Origin of the sequence: Bacillus cereus group sp. MYBKT14-1 (assembly GCF_051915185.1) — a bacterium.
Lineage (GTDB): Bacteria > Bacillota > Bacilli > Bacillales > Bacillaceae_G > Bacillus_A > Bacillus_A cereus.
The window spans coordinates 25313-40963 of record NZ_JBQAEF010000020.1 but is presented as its reverse complement, the minus strand read 5'-3'; the positions used below and the strand labels follow the sequence as shown (position 1 = coordinate 40963).

Sequence of the window (15651 nt, the reverse complement as noted above, 5' to 3'; positions counted from 1 at the left end):
AATTTTTACGCTAGTATACAATATGTTACAATAAGCTATGTCAATGAAAGAAGAAATTCCGTGCACCGCGCGGGAGAGGTTCGCGAACTCCCTCTATAAAAAACTATGGAAACAACAATATCCTTAGGTATTGTTTTGTTTTTTTATTGTGACAGTTCAAGAACGTTCTTTCTTCTTATTTATAGTAGAGAAGGAGAATGAGTGAAATGAAAAAAGAAAAAGCAGTTGTTGTTTTTAGTGGAGGACAAGATAGTACGACATGTTTATTTTGGGCAATAGAGCAGTTTGCAGAGGTAGAAGCTGTAACGTTTAATTACAATCAACGTCATAAGCTAGAAATTGATTGTGCAGCGGAAATTGCAAAAGAACTAGGAATAAAGCATACGGTACTAGATATGAGTCTATTAAATCAACTTGCTCCAAATGCGTTAACGAGAACGGATATGGAGATTACACATGAAGAAGGTGAATTGCCATCGACATTTGTAGATGGACGAAATTTACTCTTCTTATCATTTGCTGCTGTATTAGCAAAACAAGTTGGAGCACGTCATATTGTAACGGGTGTATGTGAAACTGATTTCAGTGGTTATCCAGACTGCCGTGACGTGTTTGTGAAATCGTTAAATGTTACTTTAAATTTATCTATGGATTACCCGTTTGTCATTCACACGCCACTTATGTGGATTGATAAGGCTGAAACATGGAAATTATCAGATGAACTTGGAGCATTTGAGTTTGTTCGAGAAAAAACATTAACATGTTATAACGGAATTATTGGTGATGGTTGCGGTGAATGTCCAGCATGTCAACTTCGTAAAGCAGGATTAGATACGTACCTACAAGAACGCGAAGGAGCGAACAACTAATGGATAACTTTTTTGGATTTCGCATCGTAGAGAATTTGCAAAAAATGGACAAGGATATTCAGCGTAAACAACTCAAATACCATAATAAAAGAGTAATGGTCAGCAAGGAATTTACATTTGATGCAGCACACCATTTACACTGTTATGAAGGGAAATGTAAAAACTTACATGGTCACACATATAAAGTTGTATTTGGAATTAGTGGATATGTAAATGAAATAGGTCTTGCAATTGACTTTGGAGATATAAAAGAAATTTGGAAGAATGAAATAGAAATTTATCTAGATCATCGTTATTTAAACGAAACGTTACCTGCAATGAATACGACTGCTGAAAATATGGTCGTTTGGATTTATGAAAAGATGGCAGAAGCACTAACAAAAGAGAATCGAGTGAACGAATATAAAGGAGCTCGCGTTGAATTTGTTCGTTTATTTGAGACGCCGACTAGTTATGCGGAAGTAAGACGGGAGTGGATGCTTGATGAGTAAAATCCCTGTCTTAGAAATATTCGGTCCGACTATTCAAGGTGAAGGAATGGTTGTAGGGCAAAAGACAATGTTTATCCGTACAGCTGGTTGTGATTATAGCTGTGCTTGGTGTGATTCTGCTTTTACGTGGGATGGATCAGCTAAAGATCAAATTAGACAGATGACACCAGAAGATATTTGGGATGAGCTTGTTGCAATTGGAGGAGAAAATTTTTCTCATGTTACGATTTCAGGTGGAAATCCGGCATTATTGAAAAATATTGAGTTTCTTCTTTCTATATTAAAAGAAAATGGAATGCGAACGGCAATTGAAACGCAAGGGAGTAAATGGCAAGATTGGTTACTTCAAATTGATGAGATAACAATTTCTCCAAAACCACCAAGTTCAACGATGAAAACAGATTTTCAGAGATTAGATGCTATTATTCAGAAACTAGCAGGAAAAGATATTAGTTTAAAAGTAGTAGTATTCGATGATCATGATTTTGAATATGCAGTTAAGATGCACGAACGTTATCCAAAGGTACCATTTTTCTTACAAGTAGGAAACGATGATACAAAAACAGTGGATGATGCGATGCTTATAAAAAAATTATTAGATAAGTATGAATGGCTGATTGATAAAGCTGTAAATTGTAAAGAGATGAATGATGCAAAAGTATTGCCTCAGCTTCATGCGTTAGTATGGGGAAATAAGCGCGGCGTATAACGAGAAGGGATGTTTAAAATGACAGGAAGATTAGATGAAGATTTAAAAGATGTAACATTACTAGGGAATCAAAATACAAAATATTTATTTGAATATAGCCCAGAAATATTAGAGGTATTTGATAATAATCATCCAAACCGTGATTATTTTGTAAAATTCAATTGTCCTGAATTTACAAGTTTATGCCCGAAAACAGGACAACCAGATTTTGCAACAATTTATATTAGCTATATTCCAGAGCAAAAAATGGTAGAGAGTAAATCTTTAAAGTTGTATTTATTTAGTTTCCGCAATCATGGTGATTTCCATGAAGATTGCATGAACGTTATTATGAACGATTTAATTAAATTAATGGATCCACGTTATATTGAGGTATGGGGGAAATTCACACCACGTGGTGGCATTTCAATTGATCCATACTGCAACTACGGGCGCCCAGGGACGAAGTATGAACAAATGGCTGATTACCGCATGATGAACCACGATCTATATCCGGAAACAATTGATAATCGTTAATAGAAAGAAAGGGCCTGTATAGTATACAGGCCCTTTCTTTCTATTATATTATGCATTTTGATTAATGACAGTATAGTTTTTATGACTTACAACTGTAAGAGGTTCCATATCTAGTTCTCTAAAATTCTTCATAATTGTTATATCAACAATAACAGAGTTTTGATTTACTTTTTGAACACGGCCTTGCATTCCACCTTTAAATTCGATGATATCTCCAGTTTCTGCGATCTGCATAAGCAACTCTCCTTGTTACAGTTTTCCCAAAAAAAGAATAAATTTGGGTTTTTTTATTTCCTCCTATTTTGAACCATATTTCCTACTTTGTAAATGTTTCCAAAGTAAAAATTCGAAAAATATTCACTTTTTGTAAGAAAATATGTAGAAAATCCATGTTTTTTGAAAAAAATAGCAAAAATGCGAGAATCTTTATATCGAGGTATAATGAAAAAGTAGAATAACCTGCTGAAGTGGGAGAAATTAGAGGCGGTAAAATGATGCTTGAATTTGTGGGGAGTGTTATAGCTTTAATTTTATTTTTATTTTCTTATATGCATTTAAAAAAGATTCGTCAATATGATACGAGTACATATTTTGATGGGATGGATGGTATCCATGCTTCGATAACACATGATAGTGGTGGGGAGATGTAAAGGTATATAACTTTATTTTCTTGCGTGGTATGATGTTTAGAACTAGTGCATAATAGAGTTCATAAGTGATGAATGGAGAGTGAAAAGAATGAAGATTTCTTTTATTCGTCATGGTCGCTTAGATTGTACTATAGAACCAATGACGGTTACATCCTTTCATGAATGGATAAAAGGATATGACTTACATACTATAACAGAAAAACAACCTATACCATTGGAAACAAGAGAAGCGGTTGAAGTAGCGAAATTGATTGTAACGAGTGATCAAAAGTGTGCTGTACAGTCAGCAGCTGAATTAATGGATTCTTTATGTTTTATACAAAATTCTCTTTTTAGGGAAGCGGCAGTTCCGGCGAGCTTTTATGCGCCAAAATGGTTGAAGTGTAAACTTAACGTATGGATGTGTATTGGACGAGCATTATGGATACTTGGTTACCATAAAAATGTTGAATCTTATAAGGAAGTAAGAGAGAGGGCAAGGCAAGCAGCTTACGTATTACATCGTTATGCTCTCGTACATGGAAGTATTGCTCTTGTAGGTCATAATTATTTTAATTCGATGATTGGAACGGAGCTGAGGGCAATGGGATGGTCTGGTTCGCCTATTTTGCATAGAAAGCCATGGGGATGTACAACATATACGTTTCACGAGGCGATGGATGGAAATATATTAAATACGAATTTAACATAAAAGCACACGATTTATATAAATCGTGTGCTTTCTTTTTAAGATACAGAAATTTTGACGTTTAATGGTTTTACGAGATGAGCATAAGGTTCGCCTACTAGCATAACAATTTCATCTTTTTTATAACCTAACTTTTCGTATAGTGAATAGGCGCGTGTGTTTTCTAAATTAACAAGTAAAGCGATTTTTTCATGCCCTTTTTCAGTTGCATAGATTTCGGCAGCTTCAATTAATTTAGAACCGATACCTTTTCCGCCGTGTGCACTTGAAACTGATAGTGTATCAATGTAATACTCATCAAGCTCAGCTTCTTTTTCTAACGTAATTGATTCATCTTTATGTAATTCTCTTAAGTGATGTACAATTGGTGCGTCAAGCTGTGTTGCTTCACTACCGTGATAAGCGACAATAACTCCAACTGCACTCTCGTCTTGTTCATAGACAAAACAGTTTTCGTAGCTCAGACGGTTATTTTCTTTTGAGAACCATGTCTCAAGTCCTAGTAATACTTCTGCTTCATCTGTGCTACCTGTGATTTTTTCAGCAATTTCATGCAGAGCATTATACAATAAAGGAGCTATTGCCATTGCATCTGTCTTTTTTGCTTTCCGAATCATAGTATCCCTCCTAGTTCTATTTGTATATTGTAGCATAGTGGTATGGAACTTTGCATAATTGAATGCCGAAATGTTTGATATAGAGAAGTAGCTATGTTAGTATATGATATTTAGTGGACATATAGTAAAACGATATTGTTTGCGAAATAACGAAAATAAAATCATGGCATAACAACGAGATAAAGTGAAACGTTAATCAGTAAGATTTTTTGTTCATTCCACGACTGATTAGTAGTCAACACCAATCGCACTACCTGCAAATAGCGGGATAAATTTACAGTTGTTGACCTATAGAATATACGATAAAATAAAATATTGCAGAGAGGTGAAATACATGGATAAAGAATTAGCAAATACAATTTTAGATCAGCTAAAAAATGGTGAAATAAAGGAGTATGTTGTTACGAAAGATGTATTTTATACGTTCAGAGAAGTTGTTGTAAATAGAGAAGACTTTAAGCATTTCATTGGTAACGCACAGCGAGGCGGGCAAGTGATTTATACATATTCAGAAACGCCACGTTCATAAAGAGGAATTTTGATCAGCAGGGCATCTCTCACTGATTAGTAGCCTTTCACCAATCGGACGTTTAATGCGGGATAAATAAAAGATAAAGGAGAGGGGAATTATGGGCGATTTTAAACAAGGCATTTTACCACATTGGGATTATATGTGGAAAGATAGAGCCGGCAATCGATTTATGGGAATGGTTATGTATCCAGAGAAACGAAAATGTTCAGCAAAAATGCTTCAGAAAATAAAAAGAGCATATGAAGAAGCAGTAGAAATTAAAGTAACTGTACAAGTTCGACATACATATCAGTACGTAGAAGGAATGATTGTATACTTTGATGAAGAGGCTCCGGTATGTACAATGATTGATAAAGATGAAAATCCGCATCATATATTTGTAAAAGATATTTTGCGCATTGAGCACTCTGAATAAACTTTTCATAAATAAATTGAAGTTCCATAATAATAATCTTTTTCTATAATAGTTATCTTTTAGTATGTAACGAGAAACGAAAGTATATGTATAATATATTTAATAAGGTAAATTTGATAAATGTAATCGTTTTTTAGAGCAGATTATAGTTTCATATCTGTTCTTTTTTGCGTGATGCTGGAGAAATATATTTCTTCAGCATCTAACGTTTTATGACAAAATATATTGTTAACTTTTTTAAAAATAAGGTTAAATTCGTTGACAACTTTTTTGAAAAGCACTTTATTGACATGAGTTTTAGAATGTTGTTTCATAGTCATTGTATTGAAAAAAAACGGCTATCATGTCGAAAAGTAAAAGTTAAAAAAAGAAAGAATTTATACATATATCTTGTGTCTTATTTTGAAACGTAATACAATATATAGAGAAATCAAGAACAACATATAGAGAATATAGATTTGAGAGGGAGGGTCGGAAATGTTAGTTGCATATGATTCTATGACAGGAAACGTGAAGCGTTTCATTCACAAATTAAATATGCCGGCCGTTCAAATTGATGAAGATCTAGTAATAGATGAAGACTTTATTCTTATTACGTATACAACAGGTTTTGGCAATGTACCAGAACGTGTTTTAGACTTTTTAGAGCGCAATAATGAAAAATTAAAAGGCGTATCTGCAAGCGGCAATCGTAACTGGGGAGACATGTTCGGTGCAAGTGCTGACAAGATTTCTACTAAATATGAAGTGCCTATTGTATCAAAATTTGAGTTATCTGGAACAAATAACGATGTAGAATATTTTAAGGAAAGGGTGCGGGAGATTGCGACACATTGAACTGAATAATGAAATCACGCAAATGCAGGACGGTTTTTATCAGCTTCATAAAGATAAAGAGGCATTAGAAGTCTTTATGGAAGAAGCTAGAGAGAATACCGTTCCTTTTAATAGCGTGGCAGAGCGAATGGAGTATATGAAAGAACATGATTACTATTACAACGTTCTGGACGAGTATAGCTTGGAGGAAGTAGAGGAAGTATATAACATCGCTTATGGTGAAAACTTCGAGTTCCAATCTTATATGGCAGCATCTAAGTTCTACAAAGATTATGCGTTAAAAACGAATGATCAAAAACAATACTTAGAAAGCTATGAAGATCGTGTAGCAATTGTTTCATTATACTTAGGACGCGGTGATGTTTCGAAGGCAAGACAATTCGCAAGCATGATTGTAAAACAAAACTACCAACCAGCGACACCAACCTTTTTAAATGCGGGAAGAAGCAGAAGAGGAGAAATGGTGTCTTGTTTCTTGTTAGAGATGGACGATAGCTTAAATTCGATCGGCTTTAACATTAATACTGCGATGCAATTATCGAAAATCGGCGGGGGAGTAGCTTTAAACTTATCTAAGCTACGCGCACGCGGTGAGCAAATTAAAGGTATCGACAACGCTGCAAGTGGCGTAGTACCTGTTATGAAATTGCTTGAAGATTCGTTTTCATATGCGAATCAGCTTGGCCAACGAAAAGGTGCCGGTGCAGTATATTTAAACATTTTCCATTGGGATATTATTGAATTCCTGGATTAATTGGTAGTCCCTCTACACAGTAATGTGTATGAGAAAACCTTGTGAACCTAACCAATAGGGTGTCGCATTAGCGGCTAACGGTATCAGTTGAATAAGGGGTAAAAGAAAAAGAACCCGCGAAGAAGCTGACTAAGAGAGCCTACGGTCCATGCAAGTGGATAGCAGGTAATACCGTGCCAAGCTTGAAAGAAATATTACTTGGGTGAAGTGGAATCTTATATTCACCGGAGGCGAGATTCCATGAACTGTGGAATTTATTTGATAATTAATAAGGAAAACAGGAAGTTTTATATTGGTAGTTCTAATAATTTTAAAGTACGATTTAAAACTCATAGAAATCAATTGAATGCTAATCGGATCATAGTAAACATTTACAAGCAGCCTGGAATTTATATGGTGAGAATAAATTTGAGTTTAAAGGGATAATTGAATTACCAGATGATAAGGACATTCTTCATAAGATAGAGCAAAGTTTATTAAGTCAATATTATGGGAAACAGTATTGCTACAACGGACATCCTATCGCTAGAGGTGGGGCGTTGAGTGAGGAAAAGAACCATATGTATGGGAAAACCCACTCAAAGGAAGTAAAAAAGTTTCTTTCTGAAATTAATACTGGGCCTAATAATTATTGGTATGATAAACCTCAACATATGGAGAATATGAGATCTAAGATTACTAAACGATTTCATGGTAGAAAACATACTGATGAAACAAAAGAAAAAATGTCTAGATCTCGTAAAGGTAAAAAGCATACAAAAGAAACATGTATGAAGATAAGTAAAGCTCAAAAAAATCAATATAATTCAGGTAGAGAAAAACAAAAAAAGCAAATTGTTATAAATGACATTTACTATGAGTCTTTAGCAGAAGCCGGACGAGTGTTTAATGTACCTGCTAATACGATAAAATATAGAGTACTATCCAATAACTTTCCTAATTATCAATACTTTCAAGAAGGTGTAGAGACTATCGAACGCGCGTCATTAGACGAAAGCTAGTAGAGTAGGCTGGAAATAGGTACCAGTCGAAGTGCAAGGCAACCAGTTACAGGTTGATGATATAGTCCAACCTTCATAGAAATATGAAGACGAGTTGACCAAAAAAATAAATGCCGATGAGAAGAGCCGTATTCAGTCTCTATCAATCGGCATTATCGTTCCAAGTAAGTTCTTTGAGCTTGCTGAGAAAAACGAACCTTTCCATGTTTTCGCGCCTTACACGGTGTATAAAGAATACGGAAAGCATTTAGATGACATTGATATCGATGAAATGTACGATGAATTAATGAGCAATCCGAAAGTGAAGAAGAAGCCACTAGATATTAGTGCACGTGATATGCTTATTAAAATCGCTATGATTCAGCTTGAGTCTGGTTACCCATACTTAATGTTTAAATCAAATGCAAATAATCAACATCCATTGAAGGATATTGGAACTGTGAAGATGTCGAACTTATGTACAGAAATCTTCCAGCTTCAAGAAACTTCAGAAATAAATGATTACGGTACAGATGACATTATCCGTCGTGATATTAACTGTAACTTAGGATCGTTAAATATCGTAAACGTAATGGAAAATAAAGAAATTCGTGAAGCAGTTCATGCGGGAATGGAAGCTTTAACAGCTGTTTCTGATATGACGATTATTCCGAATGCACCAACTGTGAAAAAAGCAAATGACGAGCTTCATTCAGTTGGACTTGGAGCAATGAACTTACACGGATATTTAGCAAAAAATAAAATCGCTTATGAAAGTGCAGAAGCGAAAGAATTCGCTCGTACATTCTTTATGATGTTAAATTACTACTCTATTGAGAAAAGTATGGAAATCGCTACAGAAAAAGGCGAGACATTTAAGGACTTCGATAAATCTGATTATGCGAATGGCACATACTTCGAAAAGTATGAAACGACAGATTACAGCCCAGTAACTGAAAAAGTTCAGCAACTATTTGAAGGAATTCATATTCCAACAAAAGAAGATTGGACAAGTTTAAAAGAGCAAGTGCAGAAGAATGGTTTATACAACTCATATCGTCTTGCCATTGCTCCAACACAATCAATCAGTTACGTTCAAAATGCAACTTCAAGCGTAATGCCGATCGTAAGTCAAATCGAATCAAGAACATATGCGAATGCGACAACATATTATCCAATGCCGTATTTATCAAAAGATACGTTCTGGTACTATAAATCTTCTTACGATATGAATCAGTTTAAATTAATTGATTTAATCGCAGAAATTCAAGAACATATTGACCAAGGAATTAGTACAATTCTTTACGTTAATAGTGATATTTCAACACGTGAATTAGCACGTTACTACATCTATGCACATAAAAAAGGCTTAAAGAGTCTGTATTATACGAGAACACGTAAATTAAGCGTGGAAGAGTGTGTGGCTTGTACCGTTTAATGGCATATTGCCATACTAAATGAATAACCCAATAGTATGAGCAGGGTTATGAACCCTGCTCATACTTGGTTTGTTCTACTAAACGGTTAGCTTTTCATTGTTAGATGGAAATTTAACCGTTCAGTAGAACAATAATAGATATAGGGGTGATTCAATGCGCGCTGTTAACTGGAATAAAAAGGAAGATGATTTCAGTTTAATGTTTTGGAAGCAAAACATCGCTCAGTTTTGGACAGAAGAAGAAATCGCGGTTTCTTCTGACAAAAATACTTGGGTGCAATTATCGAAAGAAGAGCAAATTGCTTATAAGCGTGTATTAGGTGGTTTAACACTTTTAGATACGAAACAAGGTGGCGAAGGAATGCCACTTGTACTTGTTCATCTTGAAAATTTACAAGCGAAAAGTGTATTAGCTTTCATGGGAGCTATGGAAGAAGTACATGCGAAAAGTTATAGTCACATTTTCACAACATTAGCTACAGAAGAAGAAATTGATGATATTTTTGACTGGGTAGACAATCATCCGTTACTTGAGAAAAAAGCTGGTATTATTACTAGTTACTATCGTCGTTTATTAAAGCCTGAAGTAACGAAAAAAGAGTTATACATGGCAATGGTAGCAAGTGTGTTCTTAGAAAGTTACTTATTCTATAGTGGATTTTTCTATCCACTTTACTTAGCTGGTCAAGGTAAACTGACGGCAAGTGGTGAAATTATTAACCTTATTATCCGTTAACTTATGGCGGCTTTTGGTAGAGATACCAATTGAAAAACCCTTTTAATTGCTGGGACCCCCTATTGTAAATTTATCTGTATTATTATTGATGAATATATGCATTCAGGTTATTCTCTAACTATCAATAGATGGAAAGGAGAATAGCTGATAGGGCAATCAGCAGCGAAGCCTTTATCTAGCGATAACATGTACGGAATTTACTATTTAAAAATCAATGGGAAGTATTATATTGGTAAAGATGTGAACGTTTCAAATTTAAAACGAATTAGGGAACATATGTGGATGTTAAAGAGTGGTACACATTATAATAGGTATTTACAAGCAGTATACTGTAAATATGAATCCACTTTAGAATATGGAATTCTAGAGGAAATAGAATGTTCATTGGAAGAATTGAGTGAGATTGAGCAACAGTATATTTGGCTGTATGATTCTTATAATAATGGCTATAACTTGACGTTAGGCGGAGAAGGATTGGGTGGAATTAAATTCACTGAAGAACAATTAGAGAAGAAAAGGCAACGTGTTATAGGTGAAAAAAATCCACAATCAAAAATTACAGATGCACAATTTTTTGAGATTGTAGAACTACTAAAGTGCGGAAAGACAAATCCAGAAATTGCTGATATGTATAATCTTCATCCTAATTATGTATCTTTAATTCGACATAAGAAACGTTATAAATATCTTTGGGGAAAAGTGCAAAATTATATGCCGGTTAAATCTGAACACCAACTGAAAACAAGGGGACGTGTGACTCTTGAAATGTTTTTGGATATCGTTCAGATGCTACAAGCCGGTGAATCTAATGCATCCATTGAAAGAAAACATGGGTTATCGAGCGGCACAGGAAGCCGTATCAGACATCGAAAACTGTATAAACAGTGGTGGGTGCGATACGTAGATAAAGGAACGTTCAACGACTATCCCAATGGCGGTGAAATTCCGCAAGAGGAGTAGGGCCAAGCGGTGGGTGAGAATCCCTTAAATCGAAATGGAGGGCTACCTGAGAAGGTAGATGATATAGTCTCTTCTTACAGGAAACTGTAAGCTGTATAAACGGCATAGGAGTAGCGAACTTATGTGAAGGTAAAGGATGAGTCAATTCACGGCGTATTCGTCGGTATTTTAGCACAACAAATCTTCGCAGAACTTTCTGCAGAAGAGCAACAAGAAGTGCAAAAAGAAACACAAGAGTTATTAATGGAACTATATGAAATTGAAATGGCCTATACAGAAGAAATTTACACTTCTATCGGTCTTGTAGAAGATGTAAATCGTTTCGTTCGTTACAATGCGAATAAAGGGCTTATGAACTTAGGACTTGAGCCGAAGTTTGAAGAAGAAGAAATTAACCCAATCGTTTTAAATGGTTTACGTACAGATACGAAAAACCATGATTTCTTCTCTGTAAAAGGAAATGGTTACGTAAAAGCAACGAACGTTGAAAAGTTAGCTGACGATGACTTCGTGTTTAACTTTTAATATAGGATTATAAAGAAAAACTGTCTTATTCATTGATAAGACAGTTTTTCTTTATAATTTTGTTTACATAACACTATTATTTTTGTATAGCGATTTATATTTGGGAAGTTCTATTCGTTTAACGGATAGAACTTTTTTGTAATTAAATGGGTATTTACAAACTTTTTGTATCGGTGTATTATTTAACTAGTACACTGATACAAAAGGAGGGAAGAAATGAAAATAGAGTTTTCTCCAAATACACCAATTTACATTCAGGTAATGGAATACATAAAAAAAGAGATCGTAACAGGACATTTATTACCTGGTGATAAAATTCCCTCTGTCCGTGAATTAGCGAGTGAATTACAAGTGAATCCAAATACGATTCAGCGTACATTTCAAGAGCTAGAACGGGATGGAGTTGTTGTCACACGTAGAGGAATGGGACGGTATGTAACGAATGAAGGGGAGAAAATTATGGAGCTGCGAAAAGAGATGGCGAAAGAATTACTTCATTCTTTTATAGATGGAATGGACAATTTAGGTTTTTCAGAAGAAGAAATTCTTACAATTCTTCGTTCTTCATTACATGATAAGAGGGAGGAGAGCCAATGACAGAGCTATTGAAAATAGAAAACTTATGGAAGAGATACGGATTAAAAGCAGTGATCCGTGAATTAAACATAGAGATTACGGAAGGGAAAATCGTTGGGCTTGTTGGAGATAACGGGAGCGGGAAAACGACGTTATTGAAAATGATTGCAGGCTTGCAACACCCTTCTGAAGGTAGTATTACAATAGACGGTAAAAAGGTAGGGTTACAGACGAAAGAAATTGTTTCATTTATGTCCGATAAGCCAATCTTTGATGATTGGATGACTGTAAAAGACGCTTTATTTTTCTACCGAGATTTTTATAAAGACTTCGATATTCAAAAAGCGGTAGATACGATTGCAGAATTTAAAATACCGTTAGAAGAAAAAATTACAGCATTGTCAAAAGGTATGGTTGAGAAGCTGCAGATTATTTTAACGTTTTCTCGAAAAGCGAAGCTATATGTACTGGATGAGCCATTGGGCGGGATTGATCTTGTTTCTAGAGAACATGTACTTGAGTTAATACTTAAATTTTATCGTGAAGATTGTACGCTACTTATATCGACTCATTTAATAAGAGAAATCGAAAATATATTCGATGAAGTAATCTTTTTGAAAGATGGAGAAATAATATTGCATGAAAATGTGGAAGAACTACGATTTCAAAAGGGTAAAGCAGTACATGAGCTGTTTAAGGAGGCCTATGAGAAATGAGTCAGCTTTTTCTTTATCTATATAATTGTAATAAGAGAAAGATAGCCATTATTTACTTTGGTTTTATTACAGTTTCATTAATTCTTTTATTTAATATGAAAGGAGTTTCAGGAGTTAGAATTTCAGGTAGGCAAGATATAATTATTATTATATTCTTTATCGTACTAGGTATAAATGGATTTGCAATTCTTTTAACAGGTATATCGTCTTTTCGGAAAATGTTAAAAAACTCTATGCTACGTTATACTTCTATTTCAGCAAAAAAGTATATATGTGCAAATAGTTTATTCTGTGTACTACTCTTTATGATTTTGCTAGGAATAGGAATCATTTTTCTATACTATTTTTCTTTAAATATTTACAATGGAAAAACTAATTTAGGTATTCAGCAAGCAATACACAGTTTATATAATTATGGAATATTACATCATATGTTATCTATTTTCTTATGGGGACTAGATTTTCTTAATATGCTAGTTTCTATTTATTTCATTATAGTAATTGTAAAACTATTAAATGTGAAATCATCTATGAATAAAGTTGCTTGTTTAGTTTTATTCGTCATTTTTACCGCATTTAATGGAGGAATAACGTATATTTTTCAGCAAATAGAAAAGTATGTGTTTGCTATAAATAATATTGGATTTATAGATCAAAATGGTTTTTTAAATACATCATTTTATTCTGGTACAGAGGTTACAATTTTAAATCTATTTTTTAATTGTTTATTAACAATTATATTACTAGTAGTTACAGGTCACATAGTCGATAAAAAACTAGAAGTCTAAAGGAGGAATCAGCATTGGGAAACGTAGTAGTAAAGTTAGAGAATGTTCGAAAAAAGATTGGTGGAACGGAAATTATTCGTGGTTTATCATTTGAGGTTCGTGAAGGAGAAGTATACGGATTCCTTGGACCGAACGGTAGCGGTAAGACGACGACAATCCGTATGATGACAGGTCTTATTTCAATGACAGAGGGCGATATTACAATTTGTGGACATAGTATTCGCTCGGAGCGTGAAAAGGCACTAGAGCAAATTGGAGCGATTGTAGAAAATCCTGAACTATATGATTATATGACAGGAATGCAAAACTTAAAGCATTTTGCGAACATGGCCATTACACCAATTAGTAAAGAGCGCATTGCTGAGATTGTAAAGCTTGTTGAGTTAGAGCATGCGATTCATAAAAAGGTGAAAACATATTCACTTGGTATGAAACAACGTTTAGGAATTGCACAGGCATTACTGCATCAGCCGAAAATCTTAATTTTAGATGAACCGACAAATGGATTAGATCCAGCTGGTATTCGCCAAATTCGTGATTATTTACAACGTTTAGCGAAAGAAGAGAATATTGCTGTAATCGTATCAAGTCACTTATTGAGTGAAATTGAATTAATGTGTGATCGCGTCGTTATTATTAAACAAGGTGAGTTTGTACAAGAGTACAACTTACATGAAAAAGTGAAACATGATGAGGCAGTCGTTGTAGCGTTTGAAGTAGATGAAGTTCAGAAAGCAAATGAAATCATTAAAGGTAAAGCAAAAGGGAATGTAATTGTAGCATCTGTAACAAAAGACAACATTCCGCAACTTGTAAAAAAACTTGTTCATGCTGATGTGCTTGTATACGGAGTTACTGTTCAAAATAAAACGTTAGAGGATGAGTTCTTAGCGATTACTGGGGGAGTGAAAGCGTAATGTTTAAATTAATTCAAAATGAATTTTTAAAGTTGCATGCGAAAAAAGGTATGTATATTTTAATGGGTGTCATTGCGGCACTCGAAATTTTAGGTACTTTAGCAATGTTGAAGTGGGGAAAAGGTGATGAGTTTAAGGGATCATATTTAGATTATGCAAACTCAGAGATTGGCTTAATTGTTTTATTTACAACGATTTTTGGGATTACACTTGCTGCCCGTACTCTTACTGATGAGTTCCAAAAAGGTACAATTAAACAATTGTTAATCCGTCCAAGAAAAAGACTTGCAGTTTTATTTTCTAAATATATTACAGTGTTATTAGCAATGTTATTTATCGTATTAGCTGGTATGCTAATTGCAATGATTATTGGCGGTATTGTAATGGATGGTAGTAAAACAGAATTAACATTAGGAATCGTTATGAAGTCCACTTTATATCAACTACTTTCACCGTTCTTTTTTGCAACACTTGCATTTTTCCTAGCAAATGTCTTTAGAAAATCTGTATTACCATTAATTATTACGATGTTCCTATTCTTCTTACAAGGTGCAATTAATATGGTATTAATAATGTTTGCAAAAGGTGTAGCGAAGTTTGTAGTATTCAACCATTTGGATTTAAGAGCTTACGATAGTAATAAATTAATCAATGGTGGAATGGAACCAACATTTACAGAATTTACGTTTACAACTTCATTATTACTTGTAGCTGCATACTTTGTTGTGTTACTTGTAGCATCAAGTGCATTATTCCAAAAACGTGACGTATTATAATAAAAGAAATCCCCGCTTGTAAAAACGGGGATTTTTATTACATAAATTTCACTTGGATTGCAACTTGAAGAACAGCGATATGGTATTTTAAGAGCTATGTTGTTTGAAAGTAATTGAGAAAAATAGGAAGAGTTTCAACTATATTCATATTATAATGTAGT

17 protein-coding genes, 5 pseudogenes and 1 riboswitch are annotated in these 15651 nt (G+C 34.3%); of the genes and pseudogenes, 20 read left to right on the top strand and 2 right to left on the bottom strand.

Going from position 1 to position 15651, the window contains the following annotated elements:
* The first annotated feature begins 69 nt into the window (after positions 1-69).
* Positions 70-113, top strand: a riboswitch (PreQ1 riboswitch).
* A gap of 93 nt (positions 114-206) precedes the next feature.
* Genes queC through queF form a run of 4 tightly spaced genes read left to right on the top strand, consistent with a single transcriptional unit; the run spans position 207 to position 2585 of the window.
* Positions 207-869 (top strand): 7-cyano-7-deazaguanine synthase QueC, encoded by a 663-nt coding sequence (gene queC / locus ACTFO4_RS27005; RefSeq protein ID WP_000711595.1) that lies wholly within the window; start codon positions 207-209, stop codon positions 867-869.
* Positions 869-1360 carry a 6-carboxytetrahydropterin synthase QueD gene (gene queD, locus ACTFO4_RS27000; RefSeq protein WP_000368414.1) on the top strand — a complete coding sequence of 164 codons (492 nt, stop codon included), beginning with the start codon at positions 869-871 and terminating at the stop codon, positions 1358-1360. The genes queC and queD overlap by 1 nt, the downstream gene beginning before the upstream one ends.
* On the top strand, positions 1353-2069 hold the full coding sequence (gene queE, locus ACTFO4_RS26995) for a 7-carboxy-7-deazaguanine synthase QueE (protein WP_000036294.1): 717 nt from the start codon (positions 1353-1355) through the stop codon (positions 2067-2069). Before queD ends, queE begins: the two co-directional genes overlap by 8 nt.
* A gap of 18 nt (positions 2070-2087) precedes the next feature.
* A complete protein-coding gene (gene queF / locus ACTFO4_RS26990; protein ID WP_001986050.1) occupies positions 2088-2585 on the top strand; it encodes a preQ(1) synthase in 498 nt (165 codons plus the stop codon).
* 48 nt (positions 2586-2633) lie between these two features.
* Here queF and ACTFO4_RS26985 read toward each other — a convergent pair whose 3' ends face one another.
* Positions 2634-2819 carry a YkvS family protein gene (locus ACTFO4_RS26985; RefSeq protein ID WP_001165082.1) on the bottom strand — a complete coding sequence of 62 codons (186 nt, stop codon included), beginning with the start codon at positions 2817-2819 and terminating at the stop codon, positions 2634-2636.
* A gap of 260 nt (positions 2820-3079) precedes the next feature.
* Here ACTFO4_RS26985 and ACTFO4_RS26980 point away from each other — a divergent pair, with 260 nt between their 5' ends.
* Complete coding sequence (locus ACTFO4_RS26980) at positions 3080-3235, top strand: hypothetical protein (RefSeq protein ID WP_326234689.1); 156 nt, start codon at positions 3080-3082, stop codon at positions 3233-3235.
* A gap of 88 nt (positions 3236-3323) precedes the next feature.
* Positions 3324-3926, top strand: coding sequence for a hypothetical protein (locus ACTFO4_RS26975; RefSeq protein ID WP_000703101.1), 603 nt, complete (start codon positions 3324-3326; stop codon positions 3924-3926).
* A 35-nt stretch (positions 3927-3961) separates the two neighbouring features.
* Here the strand turns inward: ACTFO4_RS26975 and ACTFO4_RS26970 are convergent, their stop codons facing one another.
* The gene (locus ACTFO4_RS26970) at positions 3962-4540 is read right to left on the bottom strand and encodes a GNAT family N-acetyltransferase (protein ID WP_000619542.1); all 579 of its coding nucleotides are present in this window, start codon (positions 4538-4540) and stop codon (positions 3962-3964) included.
* A 334-nt stretch (positions 4541-4874) separates the two neighbouring features.
* Between ACTFO4_RS26970 and ACTFO4_RS26965 the strand changes: the two genes are divergently transcribed.
* The 14 genes and pseudogenes from ACTFO4_RS26965 to ACTFO4_RS26900 all read left to right on the top strand — a co-directional run bounded on the left by ACTFO4_RS26965 (position 4875) and on the right by ACTFO4_RS26900 (position 15490).
* Positions 4875-5069 (top strand): hypothetical protein, encoded by a 195-nt coding sequence (locus ACTFO4_RS26965; RefSeq protein ID WP_000356684.1) that lies wholly within the window; start codon positions 4875-4877, stop codon positions 5067-5069.
* Positions 5070-5169: 100 nt separating this feature from the next.
* On the top strand, positions 5170-5487 hold the full coding sequence (locus ACTFO4_RS26960) for a hypothetical protein (protein WP_000502205.1): 318 nt from the start codon (positions 5170-5172) through the stop codon (positions 5485-5487).
* A gap of 477 nt (positions 5488-5964) precedes the next feature.
* Entirely contained in the window at positions 5965-6324 is a 360-nt protein-coding gene (gene nrdI, locus ACTFO4_RS26955; protein ID WP_000959447.1) for a class Ib ribonucleoside-diphosphate reductase assembly flavoprotein NrdI, read from the top strand.
* Positions 6311-7075, top strand: a pseudogene (locus ACTFO4_RS26950) (ribonucleotide reductase N-terminal alpha domain-containing protein); the annotation flags it as partial. The gene nrdI and the pseudogene ACTFO4_RS26950, both read left to right, overlap by 14 nt.
* Before the next feature lie 243 nt (positions 7076-7318).
* Positions 7319-8079: pseudogene (locus tag ACTFO4_RS26945) on the top strand (group I intron GIY-YIG endonuclease).
* Between the two features lie 97 nt (positions 8080-8176).
* Positions 8177-9496 (top strand): annotated as a pseudogene (locus ACTFO4_RS26940) (ribonucleoside-diphosphate reductase subunit alpha); the annotation flags it as partial.
* Positions 9497-9650: 154 nt separating this feature from the next.
* A pseudogene (locus tag ACTFO4_RS26935) lies at positions 9651-10229 on the top strand (ribonucleotide-diphosphate reductase subunit beta); the annotation flags it as partial.
* A gap of 189 nt (positions 10230-10418) precedes the next feature.
* Positions 10419-11192 carry a GIY-YIG nuclease family protein gene (locus tag ACTFO4_RS26930; RefSeq protein WP_000274263.1) on the top strand — a complete coding sequence of 258 codons (774 nt, stop codon included), beginning with the start codon at positions 10419-10421 and terminating at the stop codon, positions 11190-11192.
* 129 nt (positions 11193-11321) lie between these two features.
* Positions 11322-11717, top strand: a pseudogene (locus tag ACTFO4_RS26925) (ribonucleotide-diphosphate reductase subunit beta); the annotation flags it as partial.
* Positions 11718-11933: 216 nt separating this feature from the next.
* On the top strand, positions 11934-12314 hold the full coding sequence (locus ACTFO4_RS26920; protein WP_000687512.1) for a GntR family transcriptional regulator: 381 nt from the start codon (positions 11934-11936) through the stop codon (positions 12312-12314).
* A complete protein-coding gene (locus tag ACTFO4_RS26915; protein ID WP_000137738.1) occupies positions 12311-13009 on the top strand; it encodes an ABC transporter ATP-binding protein in 699 nt (232 codons plus the stop codon). The genes ACTFO4_RS26920 and ACTFO4_RS26915 overlap by 4 nt, the downstream gene beginning before the upstream one ends.
* Positions 13006-13797, top strand: coding sequence for an ABC transporter permease (locus ACTFO4_RS26910; protein ID WP_000080432.1), 792 nt, complete (start codon positions 13006-13008; stop codon positions 13795-13797). The genes ACTFO4_RS26915 and ACTFO4_RS26910 overlap by 4 nt, the downstream gene beginning before the upstream one ends.
* A gap of 14 nt (positions 13798-13811) precedes the next feature.
* On the top strand, positions 13812-14714 hold the full coding sequence (locus tag ACTFO4_RS26905) for an ABC transporter ATP-binding protein (protein ID WP_000528788.1): 903 nt from the start codon (positions 13812-13814) through the stop codon (positions 14712-14714).
* Positions 14714-15490: an ABC transporter permease gene (locus ACTFO4_RS26900; protein WP_000475456.1), complete on the top strand. Its 777-nt coding sequence runs from the start codon at positions 14714-14716 to the stop codon at positions 15488-15490. The genes ACTFO4_RS26905 and ACTFO4_RS26900 overlap by 1 nt, the downstream gene beginning before the upstream one ends.
* Positions 15491-15651: the final 161 nt, after the last annotated feature.